Annotated in this window: 25 protein-coding genes, 6 tRNA genes and 1 riboswitch; of the genes, 26 read left to right on the forward strand and 5 right to left on the reverse strand. The window is 45.8% G+C overall.

What is annotated here, in order from left to right; translation table 11 throughout:
• Nucleotides 1-27: 27 nt before the first annotated feature.
• Nucleotides 28-198: riboswitch (Lysine riboswitch) on the reverse strand.
• A gap of 371 nt (nucleotides 199-569) precedes the next feature.
• The 9 genes from I2B62_RS00840 to I2B62_RS00880 all read left to right on the forward strand — a co-directional run bounded on the left by I2B62_RS00840 (nucleotide 570) and on the right by I2B62_RS00880 (nucleotide 6,466).
• Nucleotides 570-2,801 (forward strand): PTS transporter subunit IIABC, encoded by a 2,232-nt coding sequence (locus tag I2B62_RS00840; RefSeq protein WP_195267091.1) that lies wholly within the window; start codon nucleotides 570-572, stop codon nucleotides 2,799-2,801.
• A gap of 125 nt (nucleotides 2,802-2,926) precedes the next feature.
• Nucleotides 2,927-3,751, forward strand: coding sequence for a PRD domain-containing protein (locus I2B62_RS00845; protein WP_195267092.1), 825 nt, complete (start codon nucleotides 2,927-2,929; stop codon nucleotides 3,749-3,751).
• Between the two features lie 128 nt (nucleotides 3,752-3,879).
• Nucleotides 3,880-5,067 carry a M20 family metallopeptidase gene (locus I2B62_RS00850; RefSeq protein WP_195267093.1) on the forward strand — a complete coding sequence of 396 codons (1,188 nt, stop codon included), beginning with the start codon at nucleotides 3,880-3,882 and terminating at the stop codon, nucleotides 5,065-5,067.
• Between the two features lie 22 nt (nucleotides 5,068-5,089).
• Nucleotides 5,090-5,833, forward strand: a complete 744-nt coding sequence (locus tag I2B62_RS00855) for a class I SAM-dependent methyltransferase (protein ID WP_195267094.1) — start codon at nucleotides 5,090-5,092, stop codon at nucleotides 5,831-5,833.
• 84 nt (nucleotides 5,834-5,917) lie between these two features.
• Nucleotides 5,918-5,993 (forward strand) — tRNA-Val (locus I2B62_RS00860).
• A gap of 15 nt (nucleotides 5,994-6,008) precedes the next feature.
• Nucleotides 6,009-6,085 (forward strand) — tRNA-Asp (locus I2B62_RS00865).
• A gap of 108 nt (nucleotides 6,086-6,193) precedes the next feature.
• A tRNA-Phe gene (locus I2B62_RS00870) sits at nucleotides 6,194-6,269 on the forward strand.
• A gap of 42 nt (nucleotides 6,270-6,311) precedes the next feature.
• A tRNA-Gly gene (locus tag I2B62_RS00875) sits at nucleotides 6,312-6,386 on the forward strand.
• A 6-nt stretch (nucleotides 6,387-6,392) separates the two neighbouring features.
• A tRNA-Cys gene (locus I2B62_RS00880) sits at nucleotides 6,393-6,466 on the forward strand.
• A 71-nt stretch (nucleotides 6,467-6,537) separates the two neighbouring features.
• Here the strand turns inward: I2B62_RS00880 and I2B62_RS00885 are convergent.
• Nucleotides 6,538-7,125, reverse strand: a complete 588-nt coding sequence (locus tag I2B62_RS00885; RefSeq protein ID WP_195267095.1) for a hypothetical protein — start codon at nucleotides 7,123-7,125, stop codon at nucleotides 6,538-6,540.
• Between the two features lie 312 nt (nucleotides 7,126-7,437).
• Here I2B62_RS00885 and I2B62_RS00890 point away from each other — a divergent pair.
• The 5 genes from I2B62_RS00890 (at nucleotide 7,438) to I2B62_RS00910 (ending at nucleotide 9,750) form a co-directional block, all read left to right on the forward strand.
• Nucleotides 7,438-7,512, forward strand: a tRNA-Gly gene (locus tag I2B62_RS00890).
• Between the two features lie 197 nt (nucleotides 7,513-7,709).
• Nucleotides 7,710-8,330 carry a lysozyme family protein gene (locus I2B62_RS00895; RefSeq protein WP_279354761.1) on the forward strand — a complete coding sequence of 207 codons (621 nt, stop codon included), beginning with the start codon at nucleotides 7,710-7,712 and terminating at the stop codon, nucleotides 8,328-8,330.
• 38 nt (nucleotides 8,331-8,368) lie between these two features.
• On the forward strand, nucleotides 8,369-8,524 hold the full coding sequence (locus tag I2B62_RS00900; RefSeq protein ID WP_195267096.1) for a hypothetical protein: 156 nt from the start codon (nucleotides 8,369-8,371) through the stop codon (nucleotides 8,522-8,524).
• Nucleotides 8,525-8,805: 281 nt separating this feature from the next.
• Nucleotides 8,806-9,141, forward strand: coding sequence for a cupin domain-containing protein (locus tag I2B62_RS00905; protein ID WP_195267097.1), 336 nt, complete (start codon nucleotides 8,806-8,808; stop codon nucleotides 9,139-9,141).
• Between the two features lie 99 nt (nucleotides 9,142-9,240).
• Nucleotides 9,241-9,750, forward strand: a complete 510-nt coding sequence (locus tag I2B62_RS00910; RefSeq protein ID WP_195267098.1) for a GNAT family N-acetyltransferase — start codon at nucleotides 9,241-9,243, stop codon at nucleotides 9,748-9,750.
• Here the strand turns inward: I2B62_RS00910 and I2B62_RS00915 are convergent.
• Nucleotides 9,745-9,960: a KTSC domain-containing protein gene (locus I2B62_RS00915; RefSeq protein ID WP_195267099.1), complete on the reverse strand. Its 216-nt coding sequence runs from the start codon at nucleotides 9,958-9,960 to the stop codon at nucleotides 9,745-9,747. The two genes, I2B62_RS00910 and I2B62_RS00915, sit on opposite strands and share 6 nt — an antisense overlap.
• A 72-nt stretch (nucleotides 9,961-10,032) precedes the next feature.
• Complete coding sequence (locus tag I2B62_RS00920; RefSeq protein WP_195267100.1) at nucleotides 10,033-10,200, reverse strand: YjzC family protein; 168 nt, start codon at nucleotides 10,198-10,200, stop codon at nucleotides 10,033-10,035.
• Nucleotides 10,201-10,354: 154 nt separating this feature from the next.
• Between I2B62_RS00920 and I2B62_RS00925 the strand changes: the two genes are divergently transcribed.
• Together I2B62_RS00925 and I2B62_RS00930 are read left to right on the forward strand one after the other, a co-directional pair.
• Nucleotides 10,355-11,014 carry a nucleotidyltransferase domain-containing protein gene (locus tag I2B62_RS00925; protein WP_195267101.1) on the forward strand — a complete coding sequence of 220 codons (660 nt, stop codon included), beginning with the start codon at nucleotides 10,355-10,357 and terminating at the stop codon, nucleotides 11,012-11,014.
• A gap of 320 nt (nucleotides 11,015-11,334) precedes the next feature.
• Nucleotides 11,335-12,528 carry a CaiB/BaiF CoA-transferase family protein gene (locus tag I2B62_RS00930; protein WP_195267102.1) on the forward strand — a complete coding sequence of 398 codons (1,194 nt, stop codon included), beginning with the start codon at nucleotides 11,335-11,337 and terminating at the stop codon, nucleotides 12,526-12,528.
• A gap of 151 nt (nucleotides 12,529-12,679) precedes the next feature.
• Here I2B62_RS00930 and I2B62_RS00935 read toward each other — a convergent pair whose 3' ends face one another.
• Nucleotides 12,680-12,970: a hypothetical protein gene (locus I2B62_RS00935; RefSeq protein ID WP_195267103.1), complete on the reverse strand. Its 291-nt coding sequence runs from the start codon at nucleotides 12,968-12,970 to the stop codon at nucleotides 12,680-12,682.
• 175 nt (nucleotides 12,971-13,145) lie between these two features.
• On the opposite strand from I2B62_RS00935, the gene I2B62_RS00940 reads away from it, so the two are divergent.
• From I2B62_RS00940 to I2B62_RS00960, 5 genes are all read left to right on the forward strand, one after another.
• Nucleotides 13,146-13,325, forward strand: a complete 180-nt coding sequence (locus I2B62_RS00940; RefSeq protein ID WP_013379641.1) for a hypothetical protein — start codon at nucleotides 13,146-13,148, stop codon at nucleotides 13,323-13,325.
• 147 nt (nucleotides 13,326-13,472) lie between these two features.
• Entirely contained in the window at nucleotides 13,473-14,945 is a 1,473-nt protein-coding gene (locus I2B62_RS00945; RefSeq protein WP_195267104.1) for an alpha-amylase, read from the forward strand.
• Nucleotides 14,946-14,973: 28 nt separating this feature from the next.
• Nucleotides 14,974-15,894 carry a CorA family divalent cation transporter gene (locus tag I2B62_RS00950; protein ID WP_195267105.1) on the forward strand — a complete coding sequence of 307 codons (921 nt, stop codon included), beginning with the start codon at nucleotides 14,974-14,976 and terminating at the stop codon, nucleotides 15,892-15,894.
• A gap of 77 nt (nucleotides 15,895-15,971) precedes the next feature.
• Complete coding sequence (gene mscL, locus I2B62_RS00955; RefSeq protein ID WP_195267106.1) at nucleotides 15,972-16,421, forward strand: large conductance mechanosensitive channel protein MscL; 450 nt, start codon at nucleotides 15,972-15,974, stop codon at nucleotides 16,419-16,421.
• Nucleotides 16,422-16,497: 76 nt separating this feature from the next.
• Nucleotides 16,498-16,845, forward strand: coding sequence for a DsrE family protein (locus I2B62_RS00960; protein ID WP_195267107.1), 348 nt, complete (start codon nucleotides 16,498-16,500; stop codon nucleotides 16,843-16,845).
• 87 nt (nucleotides 16,846-16,932) lie between these two features.
• Here the strand turns inward: I2B62_RS00960 and I2B62_RS00965 are convergent, their stop codons facing one another.
• The gene (locus I2B62_RS00965; protein WP_195267108.1) at nucleotides 16,933-17,295 is read right to left on the reverse strand and encodes a hypothetical protein; all 363 of its coding nucleotides are present in this window, start codon (nucleotides 17,293-17,295) and stop codon (nucleotides 16,933-16,935) included.
• A gap of 254 nt (nucleotides 17,296-17,549) precedes the next feature.
• Here I2B62_RS00965 and I2B62_RS00970 point away from each other — a divergent pair, with 254 nt between their 5' ends.
• The 5 genes from I2B62_RS00970 to sdaAB all read left to right on the forward strand — a co-directional run bounded on the left by I2B62_RS00970 (nucleotide 17,550) and on the right by sdaAB (nucleotide 20,309).
• Nucleotides 17,550-18,152, forward strand: a complete 603-nt coding sequence (locus I2B62_RS00970; RefSeq protein ID WP_195267109.1) for a TetR/AcrR family transcriptional regulator — start codon at nucleotides 17,550-17,552, stop codon at nucleotides 18,150-18,152.
• Nucleotides 18,118-18,570 (forward strand): hypothetical protein, encoded by a 453-nt coding sequence (locus I2B62_RS00975; protein ID WP_207735916.1) that lies wholly within the window; start codon nucleotides 18,118-18,120, stop codon nucleotides 18,568-18,570. The genes I2B62_RS00970 and I2B62_RS00975 overlap by 35 nt, the downstream gene beginning before the upstream one ends.
• 107 nt (nucleotides 18,571-18,677) lie before the next feature.
• The gene (locus I2B62_RS00980; protein WP_195267111.1) at nucleotides 18,678-18,977 is read left to right on the forward strand and encodes a hypothetical protein; all 300 of its coding nucleotides are present in this window, start codon (nucleotides 18,678-18,680) and stop codon (nucleotides 18,975-18,977) included.
• Nucleotides 18,978-19,058: 81 nt separating this feature from the next.
• Complete coding sequence (gene mscL, locus I2B62_RS00985; RefSeq protein WP_347707779.1) at nucleotides 19,059-19,589, forward strand: large conductance mechanosensitive channel protein MscL; 531 nt, start codon at nucleotides 19,059-19,061, stop codon at nucleotides 19,587-19,589.
• A gap of 51 nt (nucleotides 19,590-19,640) precedes the next feature.
• Nucleotides 19,641-20,309: an L-serine ammonia-lyase, iron-sulfur-dependent subunit beta gene (gene sdaAB / locus I2B62_RS00990; protein ID WP_195267113.1), complete on the forward strand. Its 669-nt coding sequence runs from the start codon at nucleotides 19,641-19,643 to the stop codon at nucleotides 20,307-20,309.
• The last annotated feature ends 7 nt before the right edge of the window (nucleotides 20,310-20,316 follow it).

Consider the following 20,316-nt stretch of genomic DNA (forward strand, 5'->3'; position numbering starts at 1 on the left):
GAATGGTTAAAAATATAACAAGTTTGCAGTTTTGACAGCACTCCATCTTTCGATGACAGTATTATTGTTGTTCACAATAACCCCAGGAAGCCGGCTGACAGCACCGGGTCCTTCGGCGTTTTTCCCTTTGGCCGCCATTCCTCTTACTCTGTCGTAATCCTGGCAGTTACTCTTTAAAAACGCGCCTCTATCTTTACTTATTAGTTTGTAATCCCTATTGTACCAGATGTATACAGGAAAAGAAATAGAAAAATTCAAAATAATGTAAAATTTGCAGACATTATTTTTGCAAAAAAAGCTTGACAGATTCTTAACAGTGCCGTATGATAATAATAGTTAAATAATTTGTACCGATGGTGTGTTACTGGTAATGCAGGCATTAACTGTCAAAGAGCTGTTTGTTACAGTTTTTTGACAGTTAATGCCTTTTTTGTTGCCTGAAATGAGACCAGTCTGCAAAATTGGGTATATAGCCTGAGAAGTCTGTTATCGTTTTATCCGATAGCGCAGGGTCTCTGTTTCCAACGAGTACAAATCCTGACACCATTATAAAATGAGGAGGAAAACAAATGAAAGACAAGATTTTTGGTGTTCTGCAGCGCGTGGGCCGGGCCTTCATGCTGCCAATTGCCCTTCTTCCGGTAGCGGGACTGCTGCTGGGCATCGGGGGCTCCTTTACGAATGAAGTCATGCTGGAGTCCTACGGGCTCACCAGCGTCATGGGCGAGGGAACCATCGTCTATACCATTTTAACGGTTATGAGCGAGGCGGGAAATGTTATTTTCGCGAACCTGCCCATTATTTTTGCCATCGGCGTTGCCATTGGCATGGCGAAGAAGGAAAAGGCCGTTGCGGCGCTGGCCGGGGTTATCGGTTTCTTCATCATGCACACGGTCATCAGTACCCTGATCGGCCTGACCGGCACCTATTCGCCGGAAACCCTGGCCGCCGCCAACGAAACCGCCCGGGCAGCCGCTTTAGCCGCGAACCAGCCCTTTACGGAAATTGTGGCCAGCCGTCTGCTGCCGTCCGGCTCCATCTCGAGCACTGTCGGTATCGAATCCCTGCAGATGGGGGTATTCGGTGGGATCATCGTCGGGCTCGGCGCAGCAGCCTTAACCAACAAATTCTATAACATTAAGCTGCCGTCTGTGATCTCCTTCTTCGGTGGCACCCGCTTTGTCCCGATCATCACCGCCTTAGTTTACCTAGTTGTGGGCGTTTTAATGTTCTTTGTATGGCCTTATATCCAGATCGGCATCAACGCCATCGGCAATGTGGTCATCAATTCCGGCTACATCGGCACCTTTATCTACGGCTTTATCGAGCGTGCCCTCATTCCCTTTGGCCTGCACCATGTGTTTTATATCCCATTCTGGCAAACCAGCGTGGGCGGTGTGATGAATGTGGACGGCCAGATGATCGAGGGCGCCCAAAATATTTTCTTCGCCCAGCTGGCCAGTGGCAACGTGACCCAGTTCAGCGTAGAGGCTACCCGCTTTATGTCTGGTAAATTCCCGTTCATGATCTTTGGGCTTCCGGGGGCGGCTCTGGCGATGTACCAGTGCGCCAAGCCTGAAAAGCGTAAGCTTGTCGGCGGCCTGCTGTTATCTGCAGCTCTGACCGCTGTCCTGACAGGGATTACCGAGCCCATCGAGTTCACCTTCCTGTTTGTGGCGCCATTCTTATATATTATTCACTGTGTGCTCTGCGGGCTCTCCTATATGCTCATGCACATTTTAAACGTTGGGGTCGGCATGACCTTCTCCGGCGGCCTTATTGATATGTTCCTGTTCGGTATTCTCCAGGGCAATGACAAGACCCACTGGGTCAATATTGTGCTGGTGGGCGTGGCTTACTTCTTTATTTACTGGATTCTATTCAGAACCCTGATCAAAAAGTTCAACCTGAAAACACCGGGCCGTGAGGATGACGATGAAGAAACCAAGCTCTACACTCGGGCCGATGTCGACGCCAGAAAAAACAGCGGCGGCACAGAAGGCAGTCCGGCAGCAGGTGTCAGCGACCCTGTCTCAGCTATGATCACTGTAGGCCTGGGAGGTAAGGATAATATCGAGGATCTGGACAACTGCATTACCCGCTTGCGTACAACAGTGAAGGATTCTGCTCTTGTTAACGAGGACCTTTTAAAACAGAGCGGTGCAGCAGGCGTGGTCATCAAAGGCCAGGGCGTTCAGGTCATTTACGGCCCGACCGTACCGAATATTAAGTCAAATCTTGAAGAATTCCTGGAAACCCCGGAAGCGGATAACCTGTCATTGGATATGGCTGGAACCGAAGCTCCAAAGGCCGCTGAAACGCAAAATATGACTGAAAAGAACGGCACGGTCGAATTTTTCTCAAGCCCCATCGACGGCCGCGTTGCCAGTATCGAGGAAACCCCGGACGACGCTTTCAGCCAGAAAATGCTGGGCGATGGCATTGTGGTGTTTCCGACAGGCTCCGAGGTACATGCGCCCTGCGATGGCTCCATCGAGGTGCTGTTCCCAACGGGCCACGCCATTGGAATGAAATCCGCCGACGGTACAGAGCTGCTCATCCATGTGGGCATCGACACCGTCAATCTCGACGGCGAGGGCTTTACCCCGCACGTTGAGCAGGGCGATACCGTTAAGCGCGGTGATCTGCTTCTGACCATTGATCTGCCCTTTATCGAGGCCAACGCCCCGTCCGCGGCTGTGCCCATGATCTTTACCGGCCTGCCGGCAGGCAAGGACATGCAAATTCTGGCAAAAGGCGATGCGACCACCGATATGGATGTTGTCGAAATTGACGGATAAGTGTATAATAGGGTAGAAAGCTAAAACAAGACCATCAGCGAACGACAAAAGGAAGGCTCTTTATAATAGGAAAGGCCTTCCTTTTTACAGCTCTGCGAGAAGATACAGAAGGGGGGGCACACCGAGTGTACTGTGTCAAAAAAGTTTTAAATAACAACGCGGTTCTGGCCGTTGACCTCAGACGCAAGGAGGAGGTCATCTTTCTGGGGAAGGGCGTAGGCTTTAACAAAAAAGTCAACCAGCCTTTTGAGGATCCGAAAAGCGTTAAAAAATACCATCTGCAGAAGGAAACCAGCAAAGGCCCTTCAGACAAGCTTATCAGCGCGGTCGATCCGGTTTACCTGGAAATCGCCAACGATATTATCCGCCTGTCCGAGGAGAAATTCAAGGCTGTGGATACCAATATACTGCTGCCCCTGGCCGACCATATCGCCTTTTCTATTGTCCGTATGAACAGCCAGATGGATCTGTCCAACCCCTTTTCGGAGGATATCCGTCTGCTTTTTGAGGAAGAGTACGCCATTGCCGAAAAGGGAAGGGAGATCATCCGCGAGCGTACCGGCTACAGCATTCCCGACGACGAGGTCAGCTACATTACGCTGTACATCCACTCGGCCCTCAGCGACACGCAGGTTTCCCAGTCTCTCAAAATTCCGGTGATCATCCGGGAAAGCATTGACCGGATCGAGAAGGAATGCGGTGTCGGGATCGACATGGGCTCCTTTGCTTATAACCGGCTTTTGTACCATATTAAATGTATGCTGGCCCGGGTGCACAATAATGAGAAGCTCAACAGCGATATGATCGAATTTACAAAGGAAAAATGCGCCTACTCCTTTGAGGTAGCCGGAGAAATTTGTGAAAAGCTCTCCCGCGAACTGGGTGAGCCGTTTACCGAAAAGGAGGTCAGCTATCTGGCCCTGCATATCGAGCGTATCCGAAGCGCTTAGCAAACTGAGATGACGTGCCGTTTTGGCAGGTCATCTTTTTTATGGCTGAAGGAGCGGGAGCGTGCGCTTGTGTTATCCTGTTCTTTAATATATAATTATTTTTAATCTTTAGAAAAAGGAGTGATTTCATGGCAGTTGACTTTTACCAAAAGCTTCCTGAAGCCATCAAAGCCTATGAGACGGAAGCCGTCAGCCTCCGGCGGACTTTACATAAAATCCCGGAAACGGGCTTTAATGAGCGTGAAACCCAGATGTTTATTATAGATTATCTTGAAAAGCTGGGGTATACTCCAGAAAAGGTCTGTGATACTGGTGTTGTCTTGTTTATTCCAAATTTAAACGGGCTGGACGAGACCATCGCCATCCGCACCGATATGGACGGCCTGGGTGTCACGGAAGAAACCGGGGTGGACTTTGCCTCTGAGCATGAGGGCATGATGCACGCCTGTGGCCACGATGGCCATATGAGCATGGTGCTTCTGGTGGCCAGATATTTAAAAGAACATCCTGAAGCCAGAGTGCGTAATACCCTGCTGGTGTTTCAGCCTGCGGAGGAGGGCCCGGGCGGGGCTGGCCCTATTGTTGAGAGTGGGGTGCTTGAAAAGTATAAAACCAAAGCTATTTTTGGCTACCATCTGTTTCCCTTCGTAGAGGAAGGGCTTATCAGTACAACCCCGGGTCCGATGATGGCAATGACCTCTGAATTTTACATTGATATCCTGGGAAAAAGCGGCCATGCGGCCGATCCGGATCAGGGGATCGATGCCATTGTAGCCACTGCCGACTATATTTCCAGCCTTCAGAAGATCGTGAGCCGGACCGTGAGCCCTAACGACAGCGCTCTGCTGTCCATCGGCACCATAGACGGCGGCACTCGGATGAATATTATTGCCGATAAGGTCAGCCTTTCCGGTACGGTACGATCATTCTCAGAGGATGTCCAAAAGGCCATGAAGCAGCGCATGGTGGATATGGCCAGGGGCATTGAGCAGATGTACCATTGTAAAATTGAGATTAAGTTTGTGGATATGTACCCGCCGGTCATCAATAGCGAGGCTCTGTTCGACCAGATCTGGCCTCTGTGCGGTGAGGCGGATGAAAAGAAGCTGTTTAAAAAGGTGATGCTGGCCGAGGATTTCGCCATGTACCGGAAAGCCGTTCCAGGTGTTTTCATGGGCCTTGGCTCTGGCAGCGAGGGGAAGGGCTATACCCAGAACCTCCACACCCACGGCTTTAATTTTGATGAAAAGGTTCTTCTGAGAGGACTTCAGGTTTATATGAATATTCTTACCAAAGTGGGGGAATATACCCTTTAAAAGAGAGTGAGGAGAAAAGAGAATGTATGAAGAATTTGCACAGGTCTATGACGACCTGATGCGTGAAATCGACTATAAGCAGTGGGGGGATTACGTGTTCCGCCTGCTGCTGAACGCGAAAAGTGAAGTGAAAAGCGTGCTGGAATTTGGCTGCGGCACCGGTAACATTACCAGTGAGCTGGCAAAAAAGGACTATGCAGTAACCGCTGTGGATCTGTCCGAGGAAATGCTGACTGTCGCGGATGAAAAAATCGCCGACCAGGGCCTTTCAAATGTCCGTTTTTTTATGGGGGATATGAGTAATTTTCAGATTGGCGAAGAATTTGACGCCGTGGTCTCCTGCTGTGACAGCGTCAACTACCTGCCGGACCAGGCCGCAGTCCAGAACTTCATTTATTGCAGCCAGGATGCTCTTAAAAGCGGTGGAATGCTGCTCTTTGACATCAATACCCCAGTCAAATTTAAAGAGGTTATAAAGGACAATACCTATGTTTATGATCTGGACAATGTCTATTGCGTGTGGGAAAATGCTCCGGACTTTGAAGCTGGACGCATGGACTACGACCTTTCCTTTTTCATAAAAGAGGAGGACGGCCGATATTCGCGCTATGATGAAAGCCAGAGCCAGTATATTTATACAGTAGAAGAAATTTATCATATGCTCAAGAACGCGGGCTTTATTAATATTAAAATCTACGCTTTTGGCACCTTTCTGCAGGGAAGCAACGAATGCGACCGTGTTCAGTTTGTGGCCGAAAAAAAATAAATTCAAATTTTTTTAAAAATAGTGTGAAAAAGTGTTGACAAAGAGTGCGTGCTGCCGTATAATAATGCACGTACTCAAGTTGATGGTCGCTTAGCTCAGCTGGGAGAGCACCTGCCTTACAAGCAGGGGGTCATAGGTTCGAGCCCTATAGCGACCACCATTTTTTATGTACTGCGGCCTGGTAGTTCAGTTGGTTAGAATGCCAGCCTGTCACGCTGGAGGTCGAGAGTTCGAGTCTCTTCCAGGTCGCCATTTTTTATTGTACATAAACGTGAAAGTATTTATTTTTTTCTGAAAAAGTACTTGACACTATTTGCTTGAGACAGTATAATTAGTACTCGTCACTGCAAGTTTATGCAAGCCCAGATAGCTCAGTCGGTAGAGCAGAGGACTGAAAATCCTCGTGTCGGTGGTTCGATTCCGCCTCTGGGCACCACTTCAATCATTAAGTGGTCAGACAGTGTTAGTAAGTTATTATGCGGAAGTGGCTCAGTGGTAGAGCATCGCCTTGCCAAGGCGAGGGTCGCGAGTTCAAATCTCGTCTTCCGCTCCATTTTAAGGTGCTATAGCCAAGCGGTAAGGCAAAGGTCTGCAACACCTCTATCCCCAGTTCGATTCTGGGTAGCACCTCCAACCTTGAATTTAAGTCGCTGATGTAGCGGCTTTTTTTATTTAAAAAAGAGCCTGTGCAGGCTCTTTACAATTTACTTCGTTTTTGACAAAATGCCGATGGTCGATCTTCTGGGCAGGACAAAGGCTGCGTCCTCCATTGAAACTCCGATTTCGGCCGGATAACCGCCAAATAGACTGAAAAGCTTGGTCTGTTCATCTTTTGGCCAGGATTCGCCCGCGCCGGGAACATAGTCGCAGATATCCGGCCAGCTGGCAGCACTGCGAACCTGCTTTGACACAAAGGCCTTTCCGGCACCTACAAGAAGGTTCATGATGCCGTCCATCATAAAAAGATCCATCTGATCCGTTAAGGAAGCGGCGTAAGCGTCAATCTCCGCGCCGCAGGTCGCGATATAGGCATAAAGGGCATCGCCCTCATCCAGATTTGCCATAAGCTTCGGGCTTGTAAAAGCCGCGCCGTTGATTACGATCTGCGTTTTGTTTTTTTTATCGACAGTGCCGGGGATCACCAGCGCCTTAGGTACCGCGGCAGTATTTGTCTGATCCAGCAGGATCTGCGCCTGGTTTAAAAGCCGTTTGCGATTCCGAAGCTTCAGTGCGTCGTTTAGCGTCTCTAAAGTTATTTCGAAGAGAACAGGGTTAAAGATTTGCCCATTCATAAAAGATCACTTCCTTATTAAATTCTTAATGGCATTATAGCATACCTTTACATTAATATATCCTAAAAGAAAATAATGAAACATCGGTTTTACTTATGTCTGTCCATAAATTTTTTTCAAATATTATTGACATTTTCAAAGTAAAAGAGTAAGATAATATGCAGTTGCTCGTGCGTGAAGTGTCTCAGTGGTATAAACAGAGAAGCCAAATCTGAGATTCGCGTGCCTCGAAAAGGTATGATTTGAGTCGTTTAGTCCGGGGGAGTGACATAAGCAGAAAACGCAGCATGAAACACAAGACAGTAGTTTTAAGCGGAAGTGGCTCAGTGGTAGAGCACTGGCTTCCCAAGCCGGGGACCGCGGGTTCGAATCCCGTCTTCCGCTCCATTATCGTAAAGAAGATGCCTGAAACCCCAGTATCTGATCGGGATTCAGGCTTTTTTATTTGGACTTGAAACGTGGATGGGCCGTGCTCAGTATACTTTTATTAAATTTACATTTAACAGAGTACCTGAATTAATTCTTATATAAGATTTAAAGTTTAGAATAGTGTCTGAATATTATTTTGAAAGGGACTTTGATTTATGAAGAAAAAGGGACGTTCCAGGAAGAAAAAACGATTCAGACCGCTTATCTGGGGCATCGTGTTAATCACAGGGGTCCTTCTTCTTAATTGCAGCTTTATGGCTGGGAGAGGAAATAAAAACAATGACGAATCCCGTGAAGAAGGCCTTTCGTCAGCCGTTGCTGAGTACCGTCCTGTGGTTGCACAGTATGCTTCCGAATATGGGATCGAGGAATATACAGATTATCTACTGGCAGTTATGCAGGTGGAATCCGGAGGAAAGCACGAGGACGTTATGCAGTCCAGCGAATCATTAGGTCTTCCGCCAAACAGTTTAGAGACGGAGGAGTCCATTGACCAGGGGTGCCGCTATTTCGCAAAGCTGCTGAGACTTGCTGCGGAAAAGGGCTGCGATTTTAACACGGTCGTGCAGGCCTATAATTTTGGCGATGATTTCCTTGACTTTATCGCGGAAAACGGCGGCGCCTATACGACTGAGCTGGCCATGGAGTATGCCAGACAGAAATCTGGCGGTGAAGAAGTGGCTTATCTAAACCCCATCGCCTTAAAAGCAAATGGTGGCTGGAGGTATAAGTACGGAAATATGTTTTATGTTCAGCTTGTTTACCAGTACATCTGAGACAGGCCGGAACAGGGTTTTATATAAAAGGAGAAAAAATGAAATTAACACAGGAAGAAAAAGATCGTAATCTGGATGTTTTTTATGTGGATGGGCTGATTGACAGTATTCTCGAGCAAATGCTCACAGAGGTGGATAAGCTGACACCGGAGGAGAGTGTTCATTTTAAAAAGAAGAAAAACTTAATTATTTAGATTGCGGATATGATTAAAATATTTTGTCTGGGGTATAATTATTTCTGAACACACATACCTCTTACTTAAATTAATAAAACTTACTCCCCAACTTTTCCTTTTTTAAAATCCCCGGATCCTTGTGAACCGGGGATTTTTCTGTTTAGAAACATCGGGGAACGAATTAAATTGAAAGCAGCCTGAAATTTCATTAAGCTTCGCTTAAATGTTGCGAATGTCACGGATTTATCGCGAGAAAGGGTGTATATTAAAAAATAACAAAATTAATGGAGGTACTTACAATGAATGAGCGTTTTAAAAATATAGATTTAAAAACAGTATATGCCCTGGCAGATTTGGTTGATTATGCTGAGGGCAGAGTAGAGAGCAGAACCCTTGTACAGAACGACGCCTTGAGTGTTACAGCCTTTTCTTTCCCGAAGGGAGAAGGTTTAAGCACACATGTAGCAGGGGGCGATGCTTTACTCTATGTCATGGATGGAAAAGCAGGAATCACCGTTGGCGATGACTCACAGAAGGCTGTCAGCGCAGGCGAAATGATTATTATGCCAAAGGGAATTCCTCACAGTGTAGATGTCCTTGAAGCTTTTAAAATGTTTTTAGTGGTCGTTCAGTAAATTTTTAAAACCGGCTCCAGGAGGGCCCTTTTTATTTGTCAAAAAATAAAATTTAGAGTATAATGTAATGCTAATGATCTGAGAAAGGAGGAGGTCGGCATGAAGAGTCTAACCATTATGCAGGCTGAGAAGAAGGATGCAGAGGCGCTTTTAAAATACCGTGATGCAATCGGTGTGGAGAGCGAAAATTTGACCTTTGGCAGAGAAGGTTCCGGTATGACACTGGAAGCTCAGAAGGTTTTTATCCAAAGAGCAAGGGAATCTGAAACATCGGTCATGTACGTGGGGAAAATTAATGATGAGATTGTGGCTTTGGGTTCGATCACAGCCTATGATAAGCCGCGCATCCGCCATCGGGGAGAGCTGGGTCTGACCGTCCGTAAGCCGTACTGGAATCAGGGAATCGCCACAAAAATGATGCGGGCCCTGATGGATTTTGCAAAGGAGAGCAGAAGCTGTGAAGTCGTTGAGCTGGAGGTGCGGTCCGATAACCGGGCGGCTATCCATCTTTATGAGAAGTTTGGTTTTAGAACCATTGGCGTCTATGAAAAATTCTTTAAAATTGGAGATCAGTACGCTCCGGCCAATCTGATGACCTGTTATCTATAAGCTGTAGGCGATCTTTTTACGCGGATACTGTCCACGAACGTACCTGCCGTAATATTTGCCAACAGATTCTGCGGCCAGCATGCTTTGGTAATGGCGAAAAGGGACATTAAAATATTCGTATAGATTGCCGTTTTTAAACTGTATATACAGATTACCGTTGTGGTACCCAATGGAATCGACCAGGGTTGAGGTGACAAAATGCATTGACATAAAATTCACGCCCTTTTTTCTCATTATAACATGTGAAGATGAAAAAAGCCACTGACAGGCAGTGGCTTGCGATTATTGCTTTTTCCATTTATGACCGGCTTCCTGAGTAGGTGGAAGGCGGTCGCCTTTTGCAATTGTAACAACACGGCCGTTTTTAATTTCACCGCCGCGAGGACCTACTTCCTTGTAGGTGCCCGGTGCCTGATTGTCTGTACCAGGATTTACGAGTTGTGACATCATTGTAATCACTCCTTTCGATACTAAAGGTGTATATATTTTTATAGAACAAATATATCCAAAGCACATCATGAATAACGCTCCCAATGTCCGTCTGCCGGCCCCGCAATAAATCTTTAAGAAAAATCGTTTTTATCTGTAATTCAGGAGAGCAAAGATGAAAATAAATTATCCAACATTAAAACATAAGCAGTATATAGAGTATATACAGGCTGTTTGTAAAGATCAGAAGCTTTCTCTTGTTTTGGAAGGCTCACTGGCGTCTGGAAAGGCCGGCTGTTTTTCGGACATTGATTTGATTTTAACCGGGAACTTAAATGTGGAGCAGCTGGAAAAAATATTGACAGATTACGGCCCTTTGGCTATGACCAATTATACTGAAAAGCCAGAGGGTATTTTGATTTTAAATTATGCGGACGGGATCAGCGTTGATCTGGACATCCGCAAAGCTGTTCTTAAAGAAGAGCTTGAAGCTAACCAGATTTTGTGCGATTTTGGCTTCGTCGTTGGAGAAAGCGCTGAACGCGTGAGATTAACGACGGATTTGATACTGGCGCGCCCTCTCTGGTATAAAACTCTCCGGCTTATCCATCGCTGTTGTCTGAAATACCTGACAGGTAAAGCCGAGGCCGCAGAGGGATTGGCAAAAGAGGTTGCCGAAGGGATAGAACAATGCTGTTGCATAAAGCTTCAGAAGCAGGAGATTCCTGAAAGAATGGTTGAAGCCTTTGAGGCCATTGATGAACAGTTCGATGCTGGAAGCGTTGTTCGGAAGCTTTTCACTCCGCTTTTTAAAGCAATGAAAGAAAAAATGTAAAAAATGACAAAATTTTACTCTTTTGGAATTCTTGAGCAGGCATTTTTAAAACGGATTGTCAGTTTCGTGATAGGTAAGCTTCTTTTTCAGTCAAGATTTTAGCAGTAAACAGAGGTAAAATACATTGAAACCTTAGCGTTAAAAGAATAAAATAATGAGGAATTCCAAAAGAGCTTTTGTCTTTAAACGCAAAAGCGACTGAAAAGAATTGAACGATTCTTTTCCCCTCATTTTTTGTCTCCGGTCCGCCGGAGGCATTTTTTTTGCATAATGGCGGCCATTCTGTTAAAATGAAGCTAAAAATGGGGAGGACTTATACAATGACAGATAAAAGAGAAGAAGGGGCTCTGGAGGGCCTGAAGATACTGGATTTTTCAACCCTTTTGCCAGGCCCCTTTGCCACCACCATGCTGGCAGACCTTGGAGCAGAGGTGTTAAAAATAAGCGGGCCTGGCAAGCCGGATATTGTTTTGGACTATCCGCCCTTTGTTGAGGGGACCACTGTGTCGGCGAACCAGGCTTGGCTTGGGCGCAATAAAAAGACCATGCTTTTAAACCTGAAAAAACCAGAAAGCATCGAGGTGGTTAAAAAGCTGATTTTGGAGTACGATATTGTTATGGAGCAGTTCAGGCCCGGAGTCATGGAGAAGCTGGGGATTGGGTATGAAACCCTTGCAGAGATCAATCCGCGGCTCATTTATTGTTCGCTAACCGGTTATGGTCAGACAGGGCCCTTGAGTCATAAGGCAGGGCACGATATTAATTATCTGGCGAGAAGTGGCAACATGGGTCAGGCCGGCCGTGTGGAAACCGGACCTGTGCTGACTAACATGCAGATTGCAGATGTGGCCGTCGGATCGATGAACTCTGTCATTGGGATTCTGGCAGCGGTTCAGTACCGGAACCGGACAGGAAAAGGGCAGCATGTCGATATTGCCATGTTAGATGGACTGATTCCCTTTAATGGAATGGACGGCGCGGCTTTTCTGGCAGCTGGAAAAGTGCCGAGAAGGGAAGGAGAGCGCCTGAACGGTGGCTGCATGTATGATTTTTATGAGACAAAGGACGGACAATACCTGAGCGTCGGGTCTCTTGAACCTAAATTCTGGGCGGAGTTCTGCCGCTGTATCGGCAGAGAGGACTTGATTGAGGGCTCGGTATGGCCAGAAAATGCAGAGGCTGTCAAGGATACGATCAGAGCGATATTTAAAGAGAGAACAAGAGATGAGTGGAGGGCTGTTTTTGAAGGGCATGATGTATGTGTGGAGCCCGTGCTGTCAGTCGGTGAGGCACTGGGTGAGGACGCGCATATCCGGGAGCGTGAAATGGTGGTGGAGGTAGAGCTGCCTCTGTCAGGTGGTAAAAAAGTCGCCCAATACGGCAGCCCGGTCAAGCTTTCGGAAAGCCCAGCCCAATACCGATACGGCGGGTATCCGGTCGGTCATCATACCGAAGAGATGCTGAAGGGCCTGGGATATTCGGACAGCGAGATCAAAAAACTGACCTCGGAATGATTTAACAAGCTTTTAACTGGTGTTCGGGGCAGAGACCGGTTATAATTAAACCAGACACCAGAAAACTTTTCATTTCTCTCGGGGGCTCCTGTCATTTTGGCAGGAGCCCCGCTTTATACTAAAAAAAGCCTGGAAAACCAGGCATCAAGTATCAGAAAAGACGTCCGCCGCCGAATATAAAAAACAGCAGACTGGCAAATTTAAAGACAACGACCATAAGGCCAATGGTCCGGCCTGTTTTGGCATTATCATTTTTAGGGTCTGCCGCCAGCTCTTTTTTCCCCATAAAAAAGGCTGCAGCGCCGCAGACAATAATCAGACCGCTTAAGACAAGTGAAACAGGATTTGTGTTGTTTTGAAAGGTCAATAGAATATTAAGCGCCCACAGAATAATGGCAATTACCCCGAAGGTATAGCCTCTCTTACCAAATTGAAAGCCCATATTTTCCTCCTTTTCTTTTGTTAGTTGAACGTTTTGGCTCAGTGCTATTATACTTGTTCAAATAAAAAAATACAACATTGAACCATGGATTTTATTCTTTTCTGAAATTTGAGAGGAAGTGTTATTTTCAACAGATCTTTGGGTAAAAATTAAACAACACTAAAAGGAGGTATTTATGATGGAAAAAGATACGAGTGCATTTTTAAAAGATAAAAGAGGTGCAGCCTTGACTGCTGATAATACAGGCAAATGTGGTGAGTACATTTATGAAGAAACCATTTGCTCTGCTGAATTCCCACAGGGATGCATTGATTCAGAATCACCGAAGCCCGATGCAGCGGCGGATGTGGAATAAACGCAACTGGGCAAATCCGGCACGTCTGAGGGCGTGTCTTTTGTTTTGTTAAAATGTGGCGTCGTTTTCATTATGGTTTAATGTTTTTATAATCTCTGCATGATATAATAAAAACCAAAACCTATAATCTTTTGAGAAGGTGATAAAATGAATAACGGAACAATGATGCAGTATTTTGAATGGTACCTTCCGGCGGATAAGCTCTTGTGGAAACGGTGTGCCGCACAGGCGGGGAATCTGAAAAAAGCCGGAATTACTGCCGTGTGGCTTCCACCTGCCTATAAAGGCGCGGATGGTGTCTATGATGTGGGCTATGCGGTTTACGATACATACGATCTGGGAGAATTTGACCAGAAAGGGGACATTGCCACTAAATACGGCACTCGTGAAGAATACTTAATGGCCATCGATGCCTTTCATAATGAGGGGATTCAGGTTTTGGCCGATATTGTGTTGAATCACCGAATCGGCGCAGATGAATGTGAGGAAACAGAAGCGATCCAGAGCAAGGAAACAGACCGAAATGAGCAGATTGGCGAAAAGAGTGTCATTACAGCCTGGACGCGCTTTACCTTCCCGGGAAGAAATGGCAGATACTCAGATTTCACCTGGAACTGGCGTTATTTTGACGGGACAGACTGGGATAATAAGAGCAACAGCGGAGGTATTTACCGTTTCCACGACAAGGGCTGGGACAGCGAGGTCGATCCGGAAAACGGTAATTATGACTACCTGATGGGTACGGATGTGGATATGACTAACCGTGAGGTGGTCGAAGAACTGAAGCGATGGGGCCAATGGTACCTTGAGACTGCCAATATGGACGGCTTCCGCCTGGATGCGGTTAAGCATATTCGTTTCGAGTTTTTTGATGAGTGGCTTTCCTATCTCAGAGAGACAACCGGTAAGGAGCTCTTTTCGGTAGGAGAGTACTGGAGCGCAGATGTCGAAACCTTGGAGCATTACTTTAAGGTCTGTAACTGGAGCATGTCCCTTTTTGACGTCCCGCTGCACTTCAAGCTTCATCAGGCCTCCTGCGAGGGACTGGCCTTTGATATGGGGAGTCTGCTTGAAAATACACTGGTCAATGTCTTTCCGGACAAAGCAGTGACCTTTGTGGATAACCATGACACTCAGCCGGGGCAGTCTCTGGAATCCTGGGTTCAGGAATGGTTCAAGCCCCAGGCCTATGCGGTGATTCTGTTGAGAGAAAGCGGCTATCCCTGCATTTTCTATGGAGACTATTACGGTATGCCGCACGATAACCTGCCGGCAGTCATTGGCCTGGAAGTGCTTTTGAGAGTCCGGAGCCTTTATGCCTATGGCCAGCAGCACGATTATTTTGACGATGCGAATATTGTAGGATGGACCAGAGAGGGAGAGGTTGAGCATCCGGATTCGGGTATTGCTGTTTTATTGTCCAATGGTCCGGAAGGGGAAAAACGTATGTACATCGGTCCGGCCTTTACAGGCCAGTCCTTCAGAGACTGTACCCGCCATTTTTCGGAGCCGGTTATTATTGATGAAGAAGGCTACGGTGTTTTTAAAGTTTCTAAGGCCTCTTTGTCTGTCTGGATTAACGAACGGGCTTATGGGGTGTTGATGATTAATCTTCCATAAAAATACAGGACTAGGAATGGATAATGAAATGCTATATCTAATGGAAAAATCAGGGATCCACCGTATTGATGATAAAACAGCGCTGGAGTCCGATAAAAAATACGTTGGCGTTAGTACGTATGAAGAAGCTGACGGACAAGGGGATAAATTCGGGCTCCGGGCCGGGCTTTTAAGCCGGACGCTGGCCAATGATGCCATCCGCTTTGAAAGCTATGACCACCTGGATATGCTGTGCATTGCCGTGGTGGATCTGGCGGTCATGAAGCTGGATGTCCCGACAATGCACCTGTTTATCTGGGAAAATATTTTCTTTATTGTCTGTGAGGATCAAAAGTTTGTCCACAGGATTCTTGAGAAGATTTCAGCCTACGATAAGCTTGAGGTAAGCTATGGCCGGCTTCTGTTTCATCTTTTTGATAAGCTTCTGGAGGATGACAACAGTTATCTGGATAAATTTGAAGAAAAAATCATGGCGCTTGAAAAAAAGATCATTGATGACAAAAGAAATAAAAATTATGTAAACAATATTATTGGCTACAGAAAAAAACTGGTACTGCTGAAAAGATACTACGAACAGGTTAGTGTTGTTTTTAAATATATTGATCTGAATGAAAATAAGCTGTTTGACCACCAGTCTTTAAAGCTGCTGCGGATTTTAGCTGGCAAGGTGGACCGCCTTTATAATAATGTACTCTCGCTTATTGAGTATGTGGCCCAGATAAGGGAGGCTTATCAGGCAGAAGTGGACATAAACCTCAATACGACCATGAAGATATTTACCGTGATTACGACCATCTTTTTTCCGCTGAGTCTGATTGCCGGCTGGTATGGTATGAATTTTAACATGCCGGAGTATCAGAGTCTCTATGGCTATCCCATGGTTATTATCCTGAGTGCCGGAGTTATTATCGCTTCAGTCGTTTATTTTAAACGGAACCACTGGTTTTAAAAAGTTGACAAAAAATGTTGTTTTTTTCTGTAAGTTGGATATATTTATTAAAAACAACTCAGGGAAGGATTATGTTTATGAAAAATTTACTCAAAGAGTTTAAAGAGTTCGCCCTCAGAGGCAATGTGATGGAACTGGCCGTTGCGGTGATTATGGGCGCTGCCTTTCAGGGGATTATCAGCTCTTTAACCGGAGATATTATCTCGCCGATTCTCGGTCTTTTTGGCGGGGTTGATTTCAGTAATCTAGCTGTCAACATCGGGGATGCCAGTATTCGGTATGGTGCCTTCATTACAGCGGTTATTAATTTCCTCATCATGGCCTTTGTTATTTTTTTGATGGTCAAGGGCATGAACAAGCTGGCTGGCCTCAGAAAAACAAAGGAGAGCGATGAGGAAGAAAAAACGAAAACCTGTCCTTACTGCTTTACCGAAATACCGAAAAAAGCCGTGCGCTGTCCCCACTGCACAACGGTTTTGGTCAAACGGAAAAAGCAGACGTCCGCAGAAATCCAAAGAAAAGATTAAAGCAAACGGGATTTCGGTAGACAGAGAGCTGCCGGGGTATAATGACTAAAGAAACCATTATAAGGAAGTGTTTTAAATGAAAATACTGTTTCACGTTGATGATACGAACCGTCTGGGCATGGCAGCAACCAATGCCGCCAACGCTGCCAGGTATGTTCAGGATAATCGGCTTGAGCTGGAGACTGAGATAGTGGTGAACGGCGAAGCCGTTACCGGACTGGTCCGCAAGGGTATAGAGGAGCCTTTATACCAGAGCCTTCAAAAGCTTTCCGACAGCCATGTGCGTATTGCAGCCTGTCAGAATGCGATGAGGGCCCATCAGCTTACAAAAGAAGATTTATGTGATTTTGTCGATGTTGTGCCCGCAGGGATTATTGAACTCGCCCAGAAGCAGGAAGAGGGCTACGCTTATATTAAGCCGTGACAGAGAGTCATAAAAAAGCTATCGCTGTATTTCCGGCGATAGCTTTTTTATGTGGTACAAACGTTTTTCCAGGGATAACCGGCAGACTCAACGTGTCTGCTGCTGTTCTTTAAGCTTATCGGCGGCTGTGTCTGTTTTTTTCTTGGCGGCATCTGCTGTCTCATCGGTTTTATGTTTCAATCTGTCAATGGTTTCATCGGCTTTAGATTTTGCCTTGGAGGCCACTTCTTTCGAATGAGCTTTAAAGTTTTTTTGGGATGTATCGACTGAGTCTTTGGCTTTGTCGGCTGTCTTACTTAGTTTATCGACCATATTTTCGGCTGTTTCATTGACTTTGTCTGCGCCCTTTTCCACACTTTCGTTAATTTTATCAACCGCTTCCTTTGCTTTTTGGCTGACTTTATTGTTAATTTCCTGTGTTTTTTCTTTTAATTCATCGAGATTTTTCATTATGAAGGTTCCTTTCTGTCAAAATATTTTAATGTTTGTTTGCATTCTTTATACCCGCATGGTGAGCTTTAAACAGAAAGTTAGAATAGAATCAATTTAATATAAAGAAGTGAGCCTAAGTTTTGGCGAAGGCACTGCGGGTTCTGGTTTATTTACAATTTCTTAAATTAAAACAATTCTGTTTTGATAGATTGACAAACCCATAAAAAAGATTTAATATTATAATATGAACCATGTTCACTTTGGAGGAAGCAATGAATGCAAATGTCACTTCACGAGAGGCGCTGGTGGCAGCGGCCCGGGAAATCGCGCTGTCAGAAAGCCTTTCTAAAATAAGCATCCGCCGTGTTGCCGCAGTATGCGGTATCTCGGTCGGAGCCATATATAATTATTTTCCAACCAAAAGCGAGCTGATGGTCGCAGTCATCGAAGATTTTTGGCGATCAGCCTTTCATGGCGTGGGCGATGATTTATTTAAAGAAAAGAATTTTTGCCTTTTTATAAAGGGTGTCTACGAGCGTTTATACCGGAATGTGCAGGAGGTTTATGAAAGCTGGCTGGAAGAAATCACCAGGCTTGATTTGGGCCAGAGCGGTAAGGAGCAGGAGGCCCGTCACTTTGAGCATATTAAAAAGGGAATTCTGGAGGTTTTGGAAAACGATGAGGTTATCAGGCAGGACATCTGGAATGATTCGTTTACAAAAGCTGGCCTGATTGATTTTGTTTTTGATAATTTACTGCTCCTTATGGGAAAAAGAGAGAAGGACTGCTGCTTTTTAACCCAGCTGCTTGAGCAGTTGCTCTATCGCGAAGAAAGAAAGGATGAATCAAGTGAAAAAAATAATTCCAAGGGTTGATAAGTTAACGCTGTTGGTGCTGGCCGGCGCAGTCTGGTTTATCGCAGGATTTAACATTATGCGTATCGGCACACCGGATATGATCGCCAACTGGCAAGGGCCGCTGCTGCCGTTGTTATTTTCGGTGATAGTATTCGGTCTGTTTTTTAAATTTGTGTTCTATAAAATGGTGGTTAGGCACAGCGCCCGTATTATGAATTACGGCGATGAGAAGGTTCCGTTTTACCGGTTTTTTGATAAAAAAAGCTACCTGATTATGATTTTTATGATTACCTTTGGGGTAACCCTGAGAATGTCACACGTCATTCCGCCACTTTACCTGGGGATATTTTATACTGGGTTGGGGGCATCCCTAATCGGCGCAGGGATTTTCTTTTTTATTCAGTACCGGAGAAATGCGGTAGCTGTAAAGGCTTAAGCCTTTCTGATTTAATGCGATTGAGCACAAGTTTTAACCTGTTTCTAATTTAATCTGTTGGGTAAATATGTATAATAGAAATAGAAAAAGAAAGGAGTGTTTAAATCATGTTATATAGTACAGAAATGATGCGGAAAGCTATGTCCCTTGCAAGACACGCTTATTCAGACCGTATCGATAAAAAAGGAAGATCTTTGTTTTTGATGGCCTGTGCCAAGGCTGAAAAGATGAAAACAGAGAAAGAAACCGTCATTGCCCTGTTAAAAATGACAATGGAAGAAACAAATTTGACACTGAATGAAGTGAAGCAGGCAGGCTTTGAAGATGCGATTATCAATGCGCTTCCAAGCGGACCGTCTGCTAAAAAATGCTATGTGAAATCCACATTAGAAAGTCTGACAGCATAAACGTTCGCTCGGAAAGCTCAGGCTTTCTTTTTTTATTTTTTGAAAAAGGGTAAGAAGTATAAGACGAAGGGAGGAAGCTTTGTGTTTGATGATTTTAAGAAATTTGCATTTAAAGGGAATATCCTCAGCCTGGCCATCGGTGTAGTCATTGGTAATTCCTTTAACAAGGTAGTATCCTCGGTGGTCAGCGACATTCTTATGCCGTTTTTCGGCTATCTCACGGCAGGTATTGATTTTAAGACACTAAAGCTGGTGCTGCACCCTGCCACGCTGGAGGGCGATAAAATTATCCGGCCGGAGCTTGTAATCTCCTATGGGGACTTTTTGCAGAATGTCATTGACTTTTTTATTATAGCGCTGTCCATTTATATTGTGACAAAGGCGATTCAGAAAATCAGCCGTAAGGAGCAGAACCAGGATCAACAGGACGCAGTAACAGAGATTGACCTGCTGACCGATATTAAAAATATATTGGAAAAAGAGCAAAACAGCCAGCCGGAAAAGGCTGCGGACAATGCGGGAGCTGAAAATGCAGCCCCGGCCAAGCAAAATGTGCAGATTCACAAAAATGCACAAAAGCTACGGCTTGATAAAAAGTATCGAATCCATTAAAATAAGAGTAATCTTAAATGGAAGAACTTATAGAAGCTAAGGGGGAAGGAATTGAAAGAACTATCCGTATTTGACATTATCGGTCCAAACATGATTGGGCCCTCCAGCTCACATACCGCAGGCGCCTTAAGAATCGCGCTGCTGGCCCGGAAAATGGTCAGTGGAACCATCCAGAAGGTGGTGTTTGAGCTCTACGGCTCCTTTGCCCAGACCTACCGCGGCCACGGCACAGACAAAGCCCTGGTAGCCGGAATTCTGGGCTTTGGCACCGAGGACTACCGTATCCGGGATTCCTTCAAATATGCCAGAGAAGCAGGGCTGGACTACCGTTTCATCGTTAATACCGAGAAAAAAGACATCCACCCCAATACCGTCGCCATCACCATCACCGACACCGAGGGGCAGACCACCATGGTGACCGGCGAATCCATCGGCGGCGGCGCCGCCGTGATCCGGGAAATCAACGGCGTCGAGATCGCCCTTTCCGGCGAGTACAACACCATTCTGGTCAGGCAGATGGACAAGCCCGGCGTCCTGGCCCACATCACCCGGTGCCTCAGCGACTGTCAGATCAACATTGCCTTTACCAAGCTCTACCGGGAAAAGAAAGGCGAAATCGCCTACACCATCATCGAGACCGACGAAGCAATCACCAGCGAAGTCATAGCAGCCATCGAAGCATCCGAAAACATAAACAGCGCTACACGGATAGAGCTGTAGGAGAAAA

The organism is Eubacterium sp. 1001713B170207_170306_E7 (assembly GCF_015547515.1).
In the GTDB taxonomy this organism is placed as follows: Bacteria; Bacillota; Clostridia; order Eubacteriales; family Eubacteriaceae; genus Eubacterium.